The sequence below is a fragment of the Pedobacter cryotolerans genome, from assembly GCF_005116475.1.
In the GTDB taxonomy this organism is placed as follows: Bacteria; Bacteroidota; Bacteroidia; order Sphingobacteriales; family Sphingobacteriaceae; genus Pedobacter; species Pedobacter cryotolerans.
In genome coordinates this window covers 143,347-162,832 of sequence record NZ_SWBO01000002.1, presented here as the reverse complement: position 1 = coordinate 162,832, position 19,486 = coordinate 143,347, and the positions used below count along the sequence as shown (strand labels likewise).

The following is a 19,486-nucleotide window of genomic DNA, read 5'->3' as shown; positions in this document are numbered from 1 at the left end:
TTCATAATTAGAGATCCTTCGACAAGCTCAAGATGACAAAACGTAAAAAAAGAAATAAAATGAAAAACATCATAAAGTCTCTGGTCATAACAATTATCGCTCTGTCATTTTCATCCGCCAATGCGCAAGATTACTATAACGTGCTTAAATATGGTGCGAAAAATGATAGTAGCAAACTAGCCACAACAGCCATTAAAAATGCAATTGATGCTGCAGTAAAAAAGGGCGGAGGTACTATTTATTTCCCGGCAGGTAAATATTTAACTGGTCCGATACATTTAAAAAGTAACATTACCATTTTAATAGATGCTGGTGCCGAATTGCATTTTAGCGATAATTTTGATGATTATTTGCCAATGGTAAAAAGTCGTTACGAAGGTGTTGATGTAACTAGCTTTTCACCACTTTTTTATGCGTATAAAGCAGAAAATATTGCCATTAAAGGTCGCGGATTAATAGATGGACATGGCAAAAAATGGTGGGATTTTGTAGAGGGTTACAAAGAAGGGCAAGAACGTTCAAAATGGCAACACACATTTGATGATTTGAATAAAGACATTCTTTTGCCAGATGACCCAAAACAAATGAAACGTGGTTTTTTACGTCCACCTTTTATTCAATTTATGCATAGCAAAAACATTATCATAGAAGGTATTACCATTCAAAATTCTCCTTTTTGGACGGTCAATCCGCAGTTTTGTGAAAACATAAAAATATATGGGGTAACCATATTTAATCCGGCTAAAAATGCCCCTAACACAGATGGTATCAACCCAGAATCATGTAAAAATGTACATATCTCTGATTGCCACATTAGTGTTGGCGATGATTGCATTACCATTAAATCGGGCAAAGATGCACCCGGTAGAAAAATGGCAACGCCTGCAGAAAATTATACCATTACTAATAGTACCATGTTATCAGGCCATGGTGGTGTGGTAATTGGCAGCGAAATGAGTGGCGATGTAAGAAAAATAACCATTTCGAACTGTGTTTTTGATGGTACCGATCGCGGGATAAGAATTAAATCGGCTAGAGGAAGAGGAGGAATTGTTGAAGAAATTAGAGTGAGTAATATTGTAATGAAAAACATTAGAGATCAGGCGATTGTGTTGGATTTACAATATGCAAAAACTACAGTTGAGCCTGTTTCTGAACGAACACCAAGATTTAGAAATATACATTTTAGCAATATTACGGGACAAGTAAATCAGGCTGCTTTTTTAAATGGTTTAGAAGAAATGCCAATAGAAAATATCACCTTTAGCGATATCAATTTAGATGCAAAATCTGGCTTTGATATTTCAAATTCTAATCGAATTGAATTTCATAATGTGCAAATTAACACAGAAATTGGTGCAGCAATTAAAGCCAACAAAGTGAATAACCTAACTATTGATAATGTAAAAAGTTATTCGCCATTGGCTAATTCGCCAATTTTAGATTTGAAAAATGTAAACGATGCTTTCATTTACAACTCAAACCCTTTTTCTGGTACTGGAATTTATTTGCGTTTAAGCGGTGCAGAAACAAAAAATATAAGTTTAGGCAATAATAACTTTAGAAATGCAAAAATGCCGATTAAAAAAGAAGAGGATGTTAAGGAAGAAGTGAAAGTAATTTCGGGAGATAAGTAATCCTTGGGGGCAGTCGTCACCCTGAATTTATTTTACTGCGTAGCTTTCCGCTTCGCTACAGGTCAGGGTCTTTCTTGCAGGGAAGATGCTGAAATAAATTCAGCAGGACGAGATGGCTAAGAAAAGTTTACAATGAAAATCAATATGCTAATGAAATCTTCAACCAAATACATCATTGTGCTATTCCTAATCTTTTCTAGCTATAATTATGGATTTTCCCAAAACGATCATCGCCTTTGGTACAATAAACCCGCAAAAATATGGACGGACGCTTTGCCAATAGGCAATGGTAGGCTTGGTGCTATGATTTATGGTGGCATTGCTCAAGAGCAAATTCAGTTTAACGAAGAAACCCTGTGGACTGGTAAACCTAGAAATTACAACAGAAAAGGCGCATCACAACATTTAGCAGAAATAAGAAGATTACTGGCCGAAGGCAAACAAAAAGAAGCCGAAACTTTAGCAGAAGCTGAATTTATGGGCCTAAAAAGTGAAGCTGGGGATAGACAAAAATGGGTATTGGAAATGAAAGCGGGCAAAGGAATTACTGGAAATCCTGCTACAATTGACTACGACGACAAACTTTGGAAAACCATTCAAGTTCCATCTTACGAAGGTTGGGAACTGGTTGGCTTAGCAAATGTAGACGGGGCAGTTTGGTTCAGAACAACTTTTGAAGCACCTGCAAATTGGAACGGAAAAGATTTAGTTTTAGATTTAAATAGAATTCGAGATCAAGATTTTACTTATATTAACGGAACGTTGGTTGGCAATACCGATAATCTGGATGCAAGAAAATACACCATTCCAGCAAAGCTGATAAAAACCGGAACAAATACCATTGCCATACAAGTTTTAAATTATTTTGATAAAGGCGGGATAGCTGGTTTTAAGGATACAAAAAGGCACATCGGTATTTATCCGGTAGGTTCAAATGTTGAAAACGGCGTGTCTTTAGTAAAAAGATGGAGGTACCTAATCCAAAATACCCAACCGCCAGAAGTTGCTCAATATCAAGCAAGTTACCAGCCATTTGGTGATGTGATCTTTAAATTTGCACACGAATCTACATACACCAATTATAAACGTTCTTTAGATTTGAACACTGCTATTGTAAATACTTCTTATACAGTTGGTCAGGTTAATTACAATCGTGAATACTTTGCTAGTGAACCCAATCAGGCTATAGTAATGAAAATGACAGCAGATCGTCCGAATTCAGTTTCTTTAGACGTTACACTCTCAAGTGTACATCAGCATGCGGAGACAAAAATGTTAAATGATAGCACTTTGGGACTTTTTGTAAGGGTAAAGGATGGAGCACTTAATGGTGAGGCTAGATTAACTGCTCTTGTGAAAAATGGATCACTTAAAGTGGTTGATCAACATCTTGTGATAGCAAAGGCTGATGAAGTAATTTTCTATTTAACCGCAGGTACAAATTTTGTAAGCGACACTAACGTAAATGGGCGAGCGGCAAATGCCAATGATATTGCTTGGTTAAATTTAGAAGGAAAAAAATATGATTTAATTAAGAAACATCATTTAGGGGAGTATGGGCAATACTTTACTTCTTTTAACGTAAATTTTGGCACATCAGCCAATGCTAAGTTACCTACCGACCAAAGAATTGAAAAATTTGCAACTGAAAAAGACCCTGCATTAATAGCATTGTACATGCAATATGGTAGGTATTTATTGATTTCAAGTTCTCGTAAAGGCACACAACCTGCTAATTTGCAAGGTATTTGGAATGACATGCTTACTCCGCCATGGGGAAGTAAATATACTACCAATATCAATTTTGAAATGAACTATTGGCCTGCCGATGTACTTGGCCTTGCTATATTAAACGAACCATTTTTTAGCAAAGCCAAAGCTTTATCGGTAAAAGGAGAAGAAACCGCAAAAGAATATTACAACGCTAAAGGTTGGGTTTTACATCACAATACTGATTTGTGGAACGGTACTGCACCAATTAATGCATCCAATCATGGTATTTGGGTTGCTGGCGGTGCTTGGTTAACGCAACATTTTTGGGAACATTATTTATTCAGTAAAAACGAAAAATTCTTAAGAAACGAAGCTTATCCGATCATGAAAAAATCAGCAGAGTTTTTTGTAGAGTTTTTAGTAAGAGACCCAAAAACAGGTTGGTTAATTAGTACGCCATCTAACTCGCCAGAAAATGGTGGTTTAGTTGCAGGTCCAACTATGGATCATCAGATCATCAGATCATTGTTTAACAATTGTATTGAAGCTTCGCAGATTTTAGGGGTGGATGAAAGTTTTAGAAAATCGCTACAAGAGAAGGTAAAATTGATTGCACCTAATCAGATTGGTAAATACCAGCAATTGCAAGAATGGTTAGAAGATAAAGATGATACGACAAACAAACATCGTCATGTTTCACATTTATGGGGAGTTTATCCTGGTAGCGACATTACCTGGAGTAAAGATGCCAAAATGATGGAAGCGGCAAAACAATCATTATTATACCGTGGAGATGATGCTACTGGCTGGAGTTTGGCTTGGAAAATAAATTTTTGGGCAAGATTTAAAGATGGAGAACATGCCATGAAATTGGTAAAAATGTTGTTAAAGCCTGCTACAAATGGCAGTGCTGGTTCTTATGTGAACTTGTTCGATGCCCATCCGCCTTTTCAAATCGACGGTAATTTTGGTGCTGCCGCAGGTATAGCTGAAATGTTGATTCAAAGCCATCAAGATTATATTGAACTTTTACCTGCATTGCCATCAGAATTGCCTTTCGGTAAAGTTAATGGAATTAGAGCAAGAGGCGGGTTTATGCTAAATTTTAACTGGAATGAAGGCAAATTAAATGAAATAGAAATCTTACCGAAAGTTGGTGGTGTTTGTTGGCTACGTTATGGGGAAAATGAAATTAAATTAAATACAGAAGTTGGCAAAATTTATCGTTTAAACGGAAAGTTAGAAATTATATCTACTAAGTCTATCTACCAATAAAAGCTAAAATAGAAATGAAATTAAAGGCATTGTTTTTTTTAATCTGCTCTGCATTAAGTATAAATATTTTTGCACAAAACATTCGTAAAGATATTTTGCTCAATGCAAATTGGTTAAGCATAGCTGATGAAAAAAATATCAATGCAAATAATGGCTTTGAACAAACTAATTATAAAACGGCTGATTGGAAAAAAGTAAATGTACCGCACAATTGGGATCAGTACGGAGGATATCAGCGTAAATTACACGGCAACAAACATGGTTACGCTTGGTACCGTAAAACTTTTAAAAGCAATGAAGTAAAAACTGGAAAGAAATTTTTTCTATATTTTGAAGGCGTAGGTTCTTATGCAACCATTTGGTTAAATGGTAAAAAAGTGGGTTATCATGCTGGCGGAAGAACAACTTTTACTTTGGATGTTACCTCGACAATTAAACTCAATAATCAAGATAATTTATTAGCTTTAAGAGCCGATCATCCTGCAAATATTATGGATTTACCTTGGGTTGATGGCGGTTGCTCAACCGAGCGAGGTTTTTCTGAAGGCTCGCAACCTATGGGTATTTTTCGTCCGGTTCATTTAATTGTAACCAACGATGTTCGGATAGAACCTTTTGGTGTGCATATTTGGAACGACGATCAAATATCTGAAAAATCAGCTTTGCTAAATTTGGCGACAACGGTTAAAAATTATGCTGCAAAACCAAAAACAATCACTATTTATAATCAATTATTTGATGTTGAAGGTAATATTGAAAAAGCATTGTCTAAAAAAATAATTATCCCAGCCGGACAAGAAATTGTTATAAAACAACAAACAGGTGAAATTAAAAACCCAAAATTGTGGTCTATAGAAAATCCGTATTTGTATACTTTAAAAACATCGATTATTGAAAATGGAAAAGTAATTGATGAACTAAAAACGCCTTATGGAATTAGGTGGATTAGTTGGCCTATAGGCGAAAAAGCCAACCAAAAAGTGTTTCTTTTAAACGGAAAACCAGTTTTTATCAATGGAATTGCAGAGTATGAGCATTTGCTAGGTAACAGTCATGCGTTTAGTAATGAGCAAATTAAATCTAGGGTTATGCAAATTAAATCGGCGGGTTTCAATTCTTTTCGCGATGCGCACCAACCACACAATTTATTGTACCAAACCTATTGGGATCAACTCGGAATTTTAAGCTGGACACAAATGGCAGCCCACATTTGGTATGATACGCCAGCGTTTCGAAAAAACTTCAAATCTTTATTAATCGATTGGGTAAAGGAAAGAAGAAATAGTCCATCAGTAGTGCTTTGGGGCTTAGAAAATGAAAGCACTTTGCCCGAAGATTTTGCCAGAGAATGTACCGAATTGATTAGAAGTTTAGACCCCACAGCTTCATCACAACGTAAGGTTACCACTTGTAATGGCGGCAAAGGTACTGATTGGGATGTGCCGCAAAACTGGACAGGAACTTACGGGGGTAATCCGCAAACTTATGGTGAGGATTTGCAGAAACAGGTTTTGGTAGGCGAATATGGTGCTTGGCGAACGTTAGATTTGCATACTGCTGATCCGCAAATTAAAAATCCAACTCACACCGAAAATTACATGACCGAATTGATGGAAACCAAGGTGCGTTTGGCAGAGTCTGTCAAGGATAAAACCGCTGGTCATTATTTTTGGTTGTACAGTTCGCACGATAATCCGGGTAGGGTACAAGGTGGCGAAGGGTTACGAGATTTAGATCGAATTGGTCCAGTAAATTACAAAGGAATGTACACACCCTGGGAAGAACCAACCGATGTTTTTTACATGTTTAGAGGCAATTTTGCACCAAAAGAAGCTGAACCGATGGTTTATGTTGTTTCACATACCTGGCCAAACAGATGGTCAAATCCGGGTATAAAAGATAGCATAACTGTTTATTCTAATTGCGATGAAGTTGAATTGTTTAATGATATAAACGGACAATCTTTGGGCAAAAGAACGAAGAATGGAATTGGTACACATTTTAAATGGGATAAACCAAATATTATATACAATGTACTTAATGCCATTGGTTATGTAAATGGAAAAGCTGTCGCTAAAGATGTAATTGTGTTAAATAGTTTGGCAAAATCGCCAAATTTTGGGGCTTTGGTTAAGGATGACCATATTACAGAACCAGTTAAAAATTACAAGTACATATACCGTTTAAACGCTGGCGGACCAAATTATAAAGATAAAAATGGAAATGTTTGGTTGGCCGATCAGCAAGCAAGTAAAAATAAATATGGCTCTAGCTCATGGACGGCTAATTTTCCGGGTGTTCCGTCTTTTTTTGCTAGTCAAAGAAGAACTTTTGATCCGATTGATGGAACTGCCGATTGGAAGTTGTTTCAATCTTTTAGGTATGGAAGAGATCAATTAAAATTTCAGTTTCCGATAACTGAAGATGGAGAATATTTGGTTGAAATGTACTTTATTGAGCCATGGATAGGTATTGGTGGTGGTTTAAATGGCCAAGGAATGCGGGTTTTTGATATTGCAATTAACAATAAAACTGTAATTAAAGATTTAGATATTTGGGCAGCAGTTGGAACAAATAAACTACTAAAAAAGACAGTTAAAGTTTTTGTTAAAGCTGGAAAATTGGAGATTTCCTTTCCTCAGGTTAAAGTTGGTCAGGCTTTAATTTCTGCTATCGCGATAGCAAGTTTAAAACAAAATTTAAAAATTACTAATCAAGAAAATTCAATTATTGAAACATCTGCTCAAATTCAAAAATCTACTTGGATGGATATTGGCGATAAACAATATTCTGATGAAGAAATTGAATTTACTTCGTTGCCTTCAAATTTATACGGAGCCGAATGGATTAGAACTTCAAATAAAACTAAACAAATTATTGATTTTAAGGTAAATACATCAGCTGATGTTTTTGTATTGGTAGATGAAAATTCTAAGCTGACTTGGCTGTCTGGTTACGAAAATACAAAATCGGTTGCGGTAAATAGCGCAGGTGTTAAGTTTAATGTATACCGTAAAAGGTTTGCCAAAGGCGATAAAGTTAAATTAGGGGAAGAATCTTTAAATACAGCAATGTATACGGTAGCTATTTTACCACCAACAAATTTAGAACCTGCTTATGATTTAAAAACCGTTACAAGCTACAAAGCTACAGAGGCACATTTAAAAGGAAATGGTCTAATGAAAAAAGATTTAATGGGCAGAGCGAGAGTGGTTTTTAATGAGAATGAAAATAGTGTTTTAGAATTTAAAATTGCTACTGGCGTTGCAGATGTTTATTCTTTAACGCTGAAATACCATAACCCATTTAATGAAAATTTAAAAGCTAAGCTCGAGTTTTTGTCAGCCGATGGTACTTTGATGAAAACAGAAAATTTAGAACTAATGCCAACAAAAGAGGGGAAATGGAATTATGTAAATACCAATACAGGCAGTATGATAAACGCGGGTAGTTATTTGGTGAGAATTATTGCAACTGAAACCAAAGGATTGTATATAGATGCTTTGGATGTGCAGTAAGAGAAGACCGTCACCCTGAATTTATTTCAGGGTCTTCCTTGTTTAGTGGATGCTGAAATAAATTGAGTATGATGTATTATAATTAAACATATAAATTCAAACCCAACAAGATAACATCATACAATACCTAGCTAAAATTTGATAGGAATATTTAGTGTTATGCAGTGATATTTGCTTTAACCAACTATAAATCAATTACAAAATGAAGGGTCTGCCAATACTCGATTTAGCGATAATCGTCATTTACCTAATAGGGATGATTTTAGTTGGCGTTTATTTTTCTCGAAAAAATAAAAATTCAGAACAATTTACAAAGGCCTCAGGCTTAATACCAGGTTGGGCTATAGGTTTATCAATTTACGCTACATTTTTAAGTAGCAATACCTTTTTGGGTGTACCAGGTAAAGCTTTTGGCAGCAATTGGAATGCTTTTGTATTCAGTATTTCTATGCCATTGGCAGCATGGATTGCTGCAAAATATTTTGTGCCATTTTACCGCTCAACTGGCGAAATATCTGCTTATACCCATCTCGAAAATAGGTTCGGGCCATGGGCAAGGGCTTATGCTGTAATATGTTTTTTATTAACCCAATTGGCAAGAATGGGTTCTATATTTTTTGGTATAGCACTAAGCTTGCAAGCATTAACAGGTTATTCAATGCAAATCATCATGATTGTGATGGGTATTTGCATTATCATTTACACCGTTTTAGGTGGTATAGAAGCTGTAATTTGGACAGAAGTTGTGCAGGCGGTTGTTAAAACTTTTGGAGCTTTGCTAATCTTATATCTTATCATCACAAATATGCCCGGTGGTGTGGCAAAAGTGATAGAGATTGGCAAAGCAGATAGTAAGTTTAGCTTGGGTAGTTTTTCTCCAGATTTTGTAAATTCCTCATTTTGGGTGGTCTTGTTGTATGGTTTTTTTATCAACCTAAACAATTTTGGTATGGATCAGAATTACGTTCAGCGTTACCATACTGCATCATCAAGCAAAGCGGCTTCAAAATCAATTTGGCTTTGTGTTTGGTTGTATATACCTGCTTCTTTATTATTTTTTGTCATCGGCTCTGCTTTATATGCTTATTATCAGGTTCACCCAGAGTTAATCGAAACTATTAAGCATCAAGTAGCTGTAGAAAGGTTGCCAATATCAGCCTCTGCTGCAGAAATTTTAACTGTACAAAATAATTTACAGCCAGCAGATTATGGCGATAAAATTATGCCTCATTTTATGGTTACAAAAATTCCAATTGGATTGGTAGGCTTAATAGTTTCAGCAATTTTATCAGCTGCAATGAGTACAATCAGTTCTGGTATGAATTCATCAGCAACGGTTTTTACAGTGGATATTTACAGAAGGTATTTCAAAAAAGACATCACCGAAAAGCAAAATTTATCTGTTTTACATATCGCCACAGTAGTTTTTGGTTTAATGGGCATGATTGCAGGTATAGCCATGATAGGTGTAAAAAGCATTTTAGATGCTTGGTGGGAACTTTCAGGAATTTTTGCCGCTGGTATGTTAGGTTTATTTCTTTTGGGAATCATCAGTCGGCAAACCAAAAATCACGAAGCTAAACTGGCCACAATCATCGGTATAGTTGTAATTATCTGGATGACCTTTTCTTACCTTCTTCCGCCAGCATACGAAAATTTTAGAAACCCGCTGCACAAAAACATGATCATTGTTGTAGGTACGCTAGCCATTTTCTTAACAGGATTATTTTTAACCAAACTAAAATCTCAGCAATCAAATAACTGAAAATATAAATTCAATAAAATATCATCTCATTTAAAATAATGGAAAACTCAACAAAGGGGTTCATCCCGGTAATGCTCACGCCCTTTTCGAGCAATGGAAGTATAGATTATGCCGCTTTAACCCAATTAACAGAGGTTTATTTGCAGGCAGGAGCAGCAGGATTATTCGCCAATTGTTTATCTAGTGAAATGTTCGAATTGTCTGATATAGAGCGATTACAAGCAATTAAACATGTGATAAATGTAGTTGGCGGCGAAGTGCCAGTGATAGCAACTGGAACATTTGGCGGAGAAATTACCAAACAAGCAGATTTTGTAAAACGAGTTAAAGAAAGTGGGGTAGAAGCAGTAATTGCAATTACTAGTTTACTTGCGGATGAAAAAGACAGCGATGAGATTTTTGAAAAAAATGTGTTCGAATTGTTAGTTCAGACTGATCAAATTCCATTAGGTTTTTACGAATGCCCAGTACCCTACAAAAAGGTAATTAAGCCAAAACAACTGCAACAATTTGTAGCTACAAACCGAGTTATTTACCACAAGGATACAAGTTTAGATTTAAATCAGATTAAAGAAAAATTGGCTTTAACGCAAGATTATAAATTTGGTTTGTACGATGCTTACATGGCTCATGCTGTAGATTCGCTTAAAGCAGGTTCTGCAGGTTTATCGTGCATACAAGGTAATTATTTTCCAGAACTAATTGTTTGGTTATGCGATCATTATAACGATGATAGTTTAGCTGCAGAAGTTGAAGTTGTACAACAATTCATCATTGATAATATGGATGTAATGCACAATGTTTATCCGATAGTATCTAAATATTTTCTTCAAAAAAGAGGTTTAAATATAACAACATTTACCCGAAGGGAAGTTGGAACATTTACACCTAAAATAGTGAAAGAGATAGAAAGTTTATATACAGATTATACTGCTTTGCTAAATGATTTTAATATTAAGGTGATTATTTAAGAAGTAGGGCGTAAAGAGTCTTGCGATAAAGAGTTTATGTTTCAATATTTAGTTTGAATTACTCCCTCTCCTTTGGAGAGGGTTGGGGTGAGGCATTACTCATTCAAATACTTCCTCTTGTAATCTAAAGGGGTTAAACCTGTTACCTTTTTAAAATGCCTGTAAAAGTTAGATACATTGTTAAATCCACAATTAAAGCAAATCATCTCGGTTGGTAACTTGTTTTCAATCAAAAACCTACAAGCATGACTAACGCGAATTTCGATTAAAAAATCGTAATAGGTTTTTTTAGTCATGAGTTTAAAATACCTGCAAAATGAAGTGATACTCAAGTTACTTAATGAAGCAACTTCTTCTAAAGTAATGTCGTTTTTATAATTTGTTAGCGTATAAGTACAAATTTTATTGATCCTCAAAGTTTCCGATTCGTTAGATTGATAAAATGTACTTTTGCTCGTAATCAGTTCAAATTCATCAGTTTCTGCTAAGGTTTTTAAGATAGTTAAGAGGATAATAATCCGTTCTAAATTAGTGGCATGTACCGCCTTTTCCATCAGCTTTGCTAAAGAAACTTTCGTTTTGCCGTAAATAATCATTCCGCTTTTTGCTTTTTCGTACAATTTCGGAATTAGATAAGCCTCTGGTAAGCTTAATAAATGTTTACCTAAACAGTCTGGCAAAAAATGGATCACCATTGCTTCTACATTCAAATCTGGATTATTCTGAAAATATTCATCTTTACAACGCCAAGTATGTGGTAAATTTTCGCCTAATAAAACCATCTCATCAGCAGCAAAATTACTGATGTTATCGCCGATAAATCTTACCCCTTCTCCCTTAACATTGTAATGCAATTCTAACTCAGGATGATAGTGCCAAACATTACCAAAATCTGGTTTAATATCATGCCTAATACTAAACGAACTTTGTAAGGTAATCGGAACTTTGTGAAAATGAGGTTTCATCTAAAAAATTGAAAAATTGAAAAAAAATCGGTTCTATAATTTTGCTAAGTTTCTATCAGGCAATGCCTAAAGATAGGTTCATTTATGATAATATCCTATATTAATTGGATAAAAATTTAGAGTAAATAGCGTTTTTGTTTGTTGAGTTTTGTATATAGCCCCATAGGCGATAACCAAATATAAAACCTACAAACTCTTTTTATATAAATTGTTTGTTCAGTAATGAATTATGAAACCGGGTGTACAAGGACAAATTCTATTAGTTTCTAGCGGAGATTTAAGGCTTTCGGCAAATCAAAATTGCTGGGCTGCTCAAGCTCAAATGGAACAAAATTTAACAGCTGCAATTGAGAAATTTGGCTGGACTGTTAAGCGTGCTCATCCTTACAACACCACAAAAAAACATGGCTTTATCGATTCGCAAAGAATGGGTATGGATGTATTTCGTAAGATCGATCCAAATCAGCCATTAATTGTTGCCGAAAGTGTTTGGCAATATTCACATCATGTATTAGCTGGTTTGTTAACCCATAAAGGTCCAATTTTAACAGTAGCAAACTGGAGTGGCCAATGGCCGGGCTTAGTGGGTATGTTAAATTTAAATGGTTGTTTAACTAAAGCTCAAGTAACTTACAGCACGCTGTGGAGCGAAAATTTTGATGATGATTTTTTCACAGATGGTTTGCAAGAATGGCTTGCTACTGGTAAAATAAGTTATGATCAAAGTCATGTAAAAAGTTTTGCGTTAAGTAAAATACCATTAACCGATGATAAAAAGGGTAGAACTTTTGCCCGTAACTTAAGAGAGCGAAAAGTAATAATGGGTGTTTTTGATGAAGGTTGCATGGGTATGTACAATGCCATTATTCCCGATGAACTTTTACACCAAACCGGTTTTTTTAAAGAACGTCTAAGTCAATCTGGCTTATATGCTGCCATGTTACAAGTTACAGATCAAGAAGCAGAAGCTATTTTGCAATGGTTGTTAAAAAAAGGTATGCAGTTTAATTGGGGAACCAATGAAGAATCCGAGTTAACTAAAAGCCAAACTTTAGCGCAATGCAAAATGTACATTGCAGCCGTTCGCATAGCGGATGAATTTAGTTGCGATACCATCGGTATTCAATATCAACAAGGTTTAAAAGATTTAACTGTTGCCAGCGATTTAGTAGAAGGTTTATTGAATAATCAAGATAGACCACCAGTATATTCGCTACAAGGAAAAGAACTTTTTGCTAAAAAAGCATTACCTCATTTTAACGAAGTGGATGAGTGTGCTGGATTAGATGGCTTGGTAACTTATCAACTATGGAATGAGCTAGGCATGTCTGGCGAAAATACTTTGCATGATATTCGTTGGGGAGAAAACTACAAAGACCAACATATTAATGATTTTGTTTGGGTATTTTTAATTTCTGGTGCAGCACCGCCAGCTCATTTTATTGATGGTTATGCAGGTGCTAGTAGCGAAAGACAACCAGCCATGTATTTTAGATTAGGTGGCGGTTCATTAAAAGGAATAAGCAAACCAGGTTTTATTGTTTGGAGCAGAATATATGTTTGCGAAGGAAAATTACACTGCGATTTAGGTGTAGGAGAAGTTGTAGCCCTACCCGATGATGAAACACAAAGGAGATGGAATGAAACCACATCAGAATGGCCTATTATGCACGCCGTATTAAAAGGCATTAGCAGAGACCAAATGATGGCAAGACACAAAGCTAATCATATTCAGGTGGTATATGCCAATTATGAAGCAAGTGCACATGAAGCTTGTAGAATTAAAGCAGCAGCTTTAGATGAATTAGGTATTACAGTTCATTTTTGTGGTGAGGTAAACCTAATCAAAAAGAAAAATTAATTTAACTTTAACGAAAAATGAGAACCTTTTATATCCTGCTATTTATTTTAATAAACGTTACTAATACGTTTGCGCAAAAGCAATCTCCCAGCGAAAGAGAAACTTACGTTAAAGTAATTACAGAGAGAGCAGGCAAAATCACCGCTGTATTAGGAATTAATGAGGCAAAAAAAGCTGAAAAGGTTACTGGAATTATCAGAGATCAATACAGTAGCTTAAACGATGTTTACGCCGCTCGTGATGCAAAATACAAAGCCACTAAAGAAACTAATAAAGACAACAAGATTTTACAAGACACCTTAATAGCTCAGGAAAATAGAAAAGTAGAAGCTTCTTTAGCAAAACTTCATCAAAAATACCTTAAAAATTTAGCTACACAATTAAATACAGCGCAAATAGAAAAAGTAAAAGATGGGATGACTTATGGTGTTGTGCCTTTAACCTATAGAGCTTACCAAGAACAATTATTAAATCTAACAGCCGAGCAAAAAAAGCAAATCTTAGTTTGGTTAACCGAAGCTAGAGAAAAAGCGATGGATGCAGAATCAGCAGATAAAAAACATGCAACTTTTGGTAAATATAAAGGCAGAATAAACAACTACTTATCTGCCCAAGGTTACGATTTAAAAAAGGAAGGCATTGAGTGGCAAAAAAGAATAAAAGCTGCTCAAGAAGCAAATAAAAATGCGAACAAAGTAGATTAGACAATTATATTACGAATACTCACTAACCAAATTAATAAATTATGAACTCAAAAATTTTACAAAAAATTTCATTGTTCTTGCTGTTAATGCTAAGCACAAGCACAATTTTGTTTGCGCAAGTGCGAAGGATAACGGGAACAGTATCCGATGCTTCAGGGCCAATTCCTGGAGTAAACGTTGCGTTAAGGGGAATGCCCAGTAACGTAAGTACAAACGCACAAGGTGTGTATACTATACAAGTTAATTCTGATGCTGATGTATTAGTTTTCTCTTATGTGGGTTACGTTAGGCAACAAATTCCAGTAGGAACAAAAACCAAAATTGATGTTACGATGGCTGCGGATAGTCAAGAATTAACTGAAGTTGTGATTAACGTTGGTTATGGCACAAAAAAACGCTCTGAAACTTTAGGATCTGTAGCTATTATTTCAGGAGAAGAACTTCAAGACATTCCATCTCCAAATATTGCTGGTGCAATGAGAAATAGAATAGCTGGTGTAGGTGTTGATCAAACTTCTGGTCGCCCAGGTTCACCAATTACATTAAACATACGTAATTCATCAGTTTCGGGGTCTTTAGCTGGACAAAATGTTGGAGGAACATCTGAGCCGCTTTATGTGGTTGATGGAATTACGGTAACACGAGATGATTTTGATAATATCGATGCATCAATGGTTGAAAATATTTCCTTTTTAAAGGATGCTTCAGCTGCAATTTATGGTGCTGCAGGTGCAAAAGGGGTCGTTTTAGTTACAACTAAAAGAGGTAAGGTTGGTAAAATTGGTATTACTTATAACGGTTATCTAGGCTTATCTGATTCTGCAATGGAACCTGAAATGTTATCTGGATTGGAACACGCTAACTTATTAAATGACACTTATCGTATTAGTAATGCACCATTATCTAGTTTTTTCTTACCCGCCGATTTAGATGTTATTAGTAATTTAAATTACAAAAGCTGGTATGATGAAGTTTGGCAGGCAGCTTTAATGCAAAGACATAACGTAGGTATTTCTGGTGGTAATGATAAAATTACATTTTTTGCTGGGGGAAGTTTTCAGAATGAGAACGCAAATTATGCTGGATTAACAAATGATAGGTATGGATTTAGAAGTGGTTTAACAGCAACACTTGCCAATGGATTAAAGGCTGATGTAGGCTTTAATGTTGATTTTAACCAAAGAACTGCACAACACAGTACTTCAGACAATGATGCTAATTTTTTTGAAAGGATTGTAAGTACACCAAGATGGGTACCAATGACACTTAATGGTTTTAATGTAAATTATGATGGTGCGCTTAATCCTAGAGCAATATTAGAATCTGGCTATTATCAGAACAGTTCTACAAAAGGATATCGTATTAATACAAGTTTAACCTACCAACCAACCTTTTTAAAAGGCTTTACAGCTAGAGTTCAAGTTTCTCAAGCAAGTGGATCGGGAAAAAACACACAATATGTGCCACCTTATCAAACCTATAATTTCGTAAGACAAGGTAATAATCAACAATTATTTACAGATCAGTTTATCAATACATCTTCAACATCTAATGTTTTTAATGTAGTAACCCCGCAAAATGCAAGTATAACCCCAAGAGTATCTGAAAATAATAGTTATCAGGGCTTTATAACGTTGCAATATGCAAAAATCATTGCTAAACATTCATTTGATTTATTAGTGGGTGGTGAGCAAAGCGAAGGAAATTTACAAAATTTAGGTGTTCGCTATACTAATCAACTCATTCCAGAAATAGACCAGTATTGGGCGTTTGATGCAACTACATTAGCTCGCCAAGATTTTACAAGGAATGCAGTTTCTAAACGTTCATTTTTTGGTCGTTTTAATTATGATTTTGATAAAAAATATTTATTAGAGGTAATCAGCCGTTTAGATGCTTCGTCAAATTTTGCTACTGGAAATCGCTGGGGTTTAGCTCCAAGTGTAGGTCTTGGTTGGGTAGCCAGTCAAGAAAAATTCTTTAAAGATTCGAAGTTTTTAAGCTTTATTAATTTTGCGAAGTTGAAATTAAATGTAGGTATTACGGGCGATGATAGGGTTGCACAACGTTTATGGCAAAATAGATTCTTAATCGATGTTACTAATGGTTATTTATATGGCAACTCAAACCAAAATAGTTTAAATCGTTCGCGTTTAGCAAACCCAGATATTACTTGGGAGAGAAAACTTACCTACAACCTTGGTTTAGAAACATCGATGTTTGATAATAAATTAGATTTCAGTGTTGAGGTGTTCAGAAATTATAATTATGATGCTTTTGATTTGGGTGGGAATAATCTTTATCCTCAATATTTTGGTAACCCAGCTGCTGTTATCAATTATAGAGAGACTTATAACTGGGGTTCTGAGTTTAGCATCGGTTATAGAGCTAATCTAACATCAGATCTAAAACTGAGTGCTAGTATGAACTTTGGTTATGGTAACTCTGTTGTTGACCAAGTACTTTATGCTCAAGGAAATTTAATCAACAACGTTGCTCCTGATTGGCAAACGCAATTCGGAACCGATCCAAGAGTTTATTCTTCAAGTAATATCGGATTAAAAACCATTGGGATGTTTAGAACACAGGGAGAGGTTGATGCTTGGATGGCAAAATATCCTAACTATAGATTATATGACCGTATTCCTCAACCAGGTTGGCTTTATTTTGAAGATTCCAATAATGATGGTGTAATTTCTGATAGTGATATGTTGCCAATGTTCGATAATACAAATGCATTTTTCTCATCTGGTATTTCATTAAATTTTTCGTATAAAAATTTCGCATTAAACACCAATATTAATGCCCGTTTTGGAGGTCAAGTATATTACGATGGTAGAGCAAGAATTGCCCCTTCTGCAACTAGAAATGTCTTAACACTATGGCAAGATCGTTGGACACCTGAAAACCCGAATGAAGGAAGATTTCCACGATTTGATGACCCATCTTTAACTAGGAACTCCGATTTTTGGGCAGAAGATGGTACGATGATCCGTATCAACACGATGACCTTAAGTTATAGAGCACCAGCAACATTTGCTAAAAAAATTGGTTTAAGTGGCGCGAGGTTGCTATTAACTGGAAATAATTTATGGACCATTGTAAACCCACTTCCATACAAAGATCCTTACACTTCGAGTGCTTACGATTACCCGATGTTGAGAACAATTTCTTTAGGATTAAGTGTTAACTTATAATTTTTGAAAAATGATTAAGCAATTAAAAAACAATATAAAAAAGGCTGCAGTAATACTAACTTTAGTAGCTTGTGTTTCTGCCTGTGTAAATAAAGATGAGTTTTTCTTTCTTGAAGACACCGAAGGTATTGATGAAGCAATTTGGGATTCAGAAGGTTCTGTTCAACTTCATTTGAATAGGGTATATGATGTAACAATCATTCCATTCCCTATGCAATTGACGCCAGATAGATACGGTGTACATTTTGCTAGCGATGAAAATTATTTACCTAGTGGCGATGCCAATGCAAGAGCTGCATTGGGTCTAGAAGGTATTTTAGGTAATAATGATGTAAGATTTACTGGCAATACCTATGGTGGTAATCCTGGTAACAATAAATATTGGGATATTGCTAGATGCAATGATGCCATTGCCAATATCCCCAAAGGAACTATAGCAACTGCTGTTCAGCGTCAGTTATTAGGTCAATATCATGCCTTAAGAGCTTTTACTTATTTTGAATTGGTTAAGGTATATGGTGGTGTTCCACTTCCTCTAGAGCCACAAACCCCAACTACTGTTTATAATGGTGGTAGAAAAAGCGCAAGAGAATGTTTCGCGGCAATCATAAACGATTTAAATACATCAATGACCATGTTAGAAGGGTTTAATCCTTCAGATGGTGATGGAAGAGGTAAAATTACAAAATTAATTGCAGCCTGTTTAAAGGCAAAAGTTTTATTGTATTGGGCTAGTCCACAATTTAATCCTACTAATGATCCTAAACATCCATATCAAGCATCGAGATGGACAGAGGCTTTAGCTGCAAATAAAGAAGCGTATGATTTATGTTTTGCAGCTGGCAAGAGATTAATGCCTAATTATTTAGATATATTTCGCACAGAAGGAAGCACAAATACTGAAGCAATTTTAGTGAGAACCTATTCAAATACAATTCCAAATAGAGGTCATGATGGAGAACGTCGTGTGAGACCTTTATCAGAAGGAGGTTCGTATAGCAATTTTTATGTCCCAACAACTAAAATGTTAGATGCTTATCCTATGAGAGATGGGAAGCCTTTAAATACATCTACTGCTTTTCCTTATGATGCAGTGATGTTCTGGCAAAACCGTGATCCGAGATTTGAAGCAACATTTGCTACAAATGGAAGTGTCTATCCATTAAGTGGTAATGCGACAAGAAAACAATGGACTTACAACACCGCTGTTGGTGAAACCACTGGTAACGCAGTATATGTTAAACGTTTTGCTACACCAAGTTTAACATCAGGTAATGTGGCTTATTCAAATGGTACAGGTGGTGGAAGTGGAATGGATTGGATTGAAATGAGGTTTGCCGAGGTAATGTTAAACTATGCAGATTGCTTAAATGAAACAGGTAATATAGGTGAAGCTAAAAATATGGTGAGAACAATTAGAATGAGAGCAGGTGTTGTCGCTGGGGATTCTGATTATGGATTAGGTTTAGCAAGCAGCACATCAGCTATGCGTAATTTAATTTTAAATGAAAGACAAATTGAGTTTGCCTTTGAAAATAAACGCAATGCAGATTTAAGAAGATCTCGTACAATGCATTTATTAACTGGAAATATGTCTAAATTAGAGATAGCTTTAGTTTCTACAGCCAATAAGGCAACATTAGAAGCTTCTACAAATGGTGTGATGTTCAGAGAAACTATTAATGTGAATAACAAAGCAACTTATCAAACCTATTTTAGGAATGTTACGGTTACTAACACTACTTATTTGCCATATAATATTCCTGAATTCCATTATTTTTACACTTTCCATAATGATTTTGTGAATTTCGGTTCAGATATACTTCCAACTGTGGGTTGGGCCGGTGGTTTATTTGATCCATTAGATTAATATTTAGAAA

10 protein-coding genes are annotated in these 19,486 nt (G+C 35.4%); 9 read left to right on the top strand and 1 reads right to left on the bottom strand.

Going from position 1 to position 19,486, the window contains the following annotated elements:
• Positions 1 to 59 precede the first annotated feature (59 nt).
• From FA045_RS03755 to FA045_RS03735, 5 genes are all read left to right on the top strand, one after another.
• Positions 60 to 1,637, top strand: coding sequence for a glycoside hydrolase family 28 protein (locus tag FA045_RS03755; protein WP_136874622.1), 1,578 nt, complete (start codon positions 60 to 62; stop codon positions 1,635 to 1,637).
• 150 nt (positions 1,638 to 1,787) lie between these two features.
• Complete coding sequence (locus FA045_RS03750) at positions 1,788 to 4,625, top strand: glycoside hydrolase family 95 protein (RefSeq protein WP_136874620.1); 2,838 nt, start codon at positions 1,788 to 1,790, stop codon at positions 4,623 to 4,625.
• A gap of 14 nt (positions 4,626 to 4,639) precedes the next feature.
• Positions 4,640 to 8,143, top strand: coding sequence for a malectin domain-containing carbohydrate-binding protein (locus FA045_RS03745; RefSeq protein ID WP_136874618.1), 3,504 nt, complete (start codon positions 4,640 to 4,642; stop codon positions 8,141 to 8,143).
• Positions 8,144 to 8,345: 202 nt separating this feature from the next.
• Entirely contained in the window at positions 8,346 to 9,908 is a 1,563-nt protein-coding gene (locus FA045_RS03740) for a sodium:solute symporter (RefSeq protein ID WP_136874616.1), read from the top strand.
• 38 nt (positions 9,909 to 9,946) lie between these two features.
• Positions 9,947 to 10,879 carry a dihydrodipicolinate synthase family protein gene (locus tag FA045_RS03735; RefSeq protein ID WP_136874614.1) on the top strand — a complete coding sequence of 311 codons (933 nt, stop codon included), beginning with the start codon at positions 9,947 to 9,949 and terminating at the stop codon, positions 10,877 to 10,879.
• Between the two features lie 95 nt (positions 10,880 to 10,974).
• Here FA045_RS03735 and FA045_RS03730 read toward each other — a convergent pair whose 3' ends face one another.
• On the bottom strand, positions 10,975 to 11,844 hold the full coding sequence (locus FA045_RS03730) for an AraC family transcriptional regulator (RefSeq protein ID WP_136874612.1): 870 nt from the start codon (positions 11,842 to 11,844) through the stop codon (positions 10,975 to 10,977).
• 229 nt (positions 11,845 to 12,073) lie between these two features.
• On the opposite strand from FA045_RS03730, the gene FA045_RS03725 reads away from it, so the two are divergent.
• The 4 genes from FA045_RS03725 to FA045_RS03710 are packed head-to-tail and all read left to right on the top strand — an operon-like array spanning position 12,074 to position 19,476.
• Positions 12,074 to 13,705, top strand: coding sequence for a fucose isomerase (locus FA045_RS03725; protein ID WP_225871268.1), 1,632 nt, complete (start codon positions 12,074 to 12,076; stop codon positions 13,703 to 13,705).
• A gap of 17 nt (positions 13,706 to 13,722) precedes the next feature.
• A complete protein-coding gene (locus FA045_RS03720) occupies positions 13,723 to 14,409 on the top strand; it encodes a DUF3826 domain-containing protein (protein WP_136874610.1) in 687 nt (228 codons plus the stop codon).
• 41 nt (positions 14,410 to 14,450) lie between these two features.
• Positions 14,451 to 17,606: a SusC/RagA family TonB-linked outer membrane protein gene (locus FA045_RS03715; RefSeq protein WP_136874608.1), complete on the top strand. Its 3,156-nt coding sequence runs from the start codon at positions 14,451 to 14,453 to the stop codon at positions 17,604 to 17,606.
• Between the two features lie 10 nt (positions 17,607 to 17,616).
• Positions 17,617 to 19,476, top strand: a complete 1,860-nt coding sequence (locus tag FA045_RS03710; RefSeq protein WP_136874605.1) for a RagB/SusD family nutrient uptake outer membrane protein — start codon at positions 17,617 to 17,619, stop codon at positions 19,474 to 19,476.
• Positions 19,477 to 19,486 lie beyond the last annotated feature (10 nt).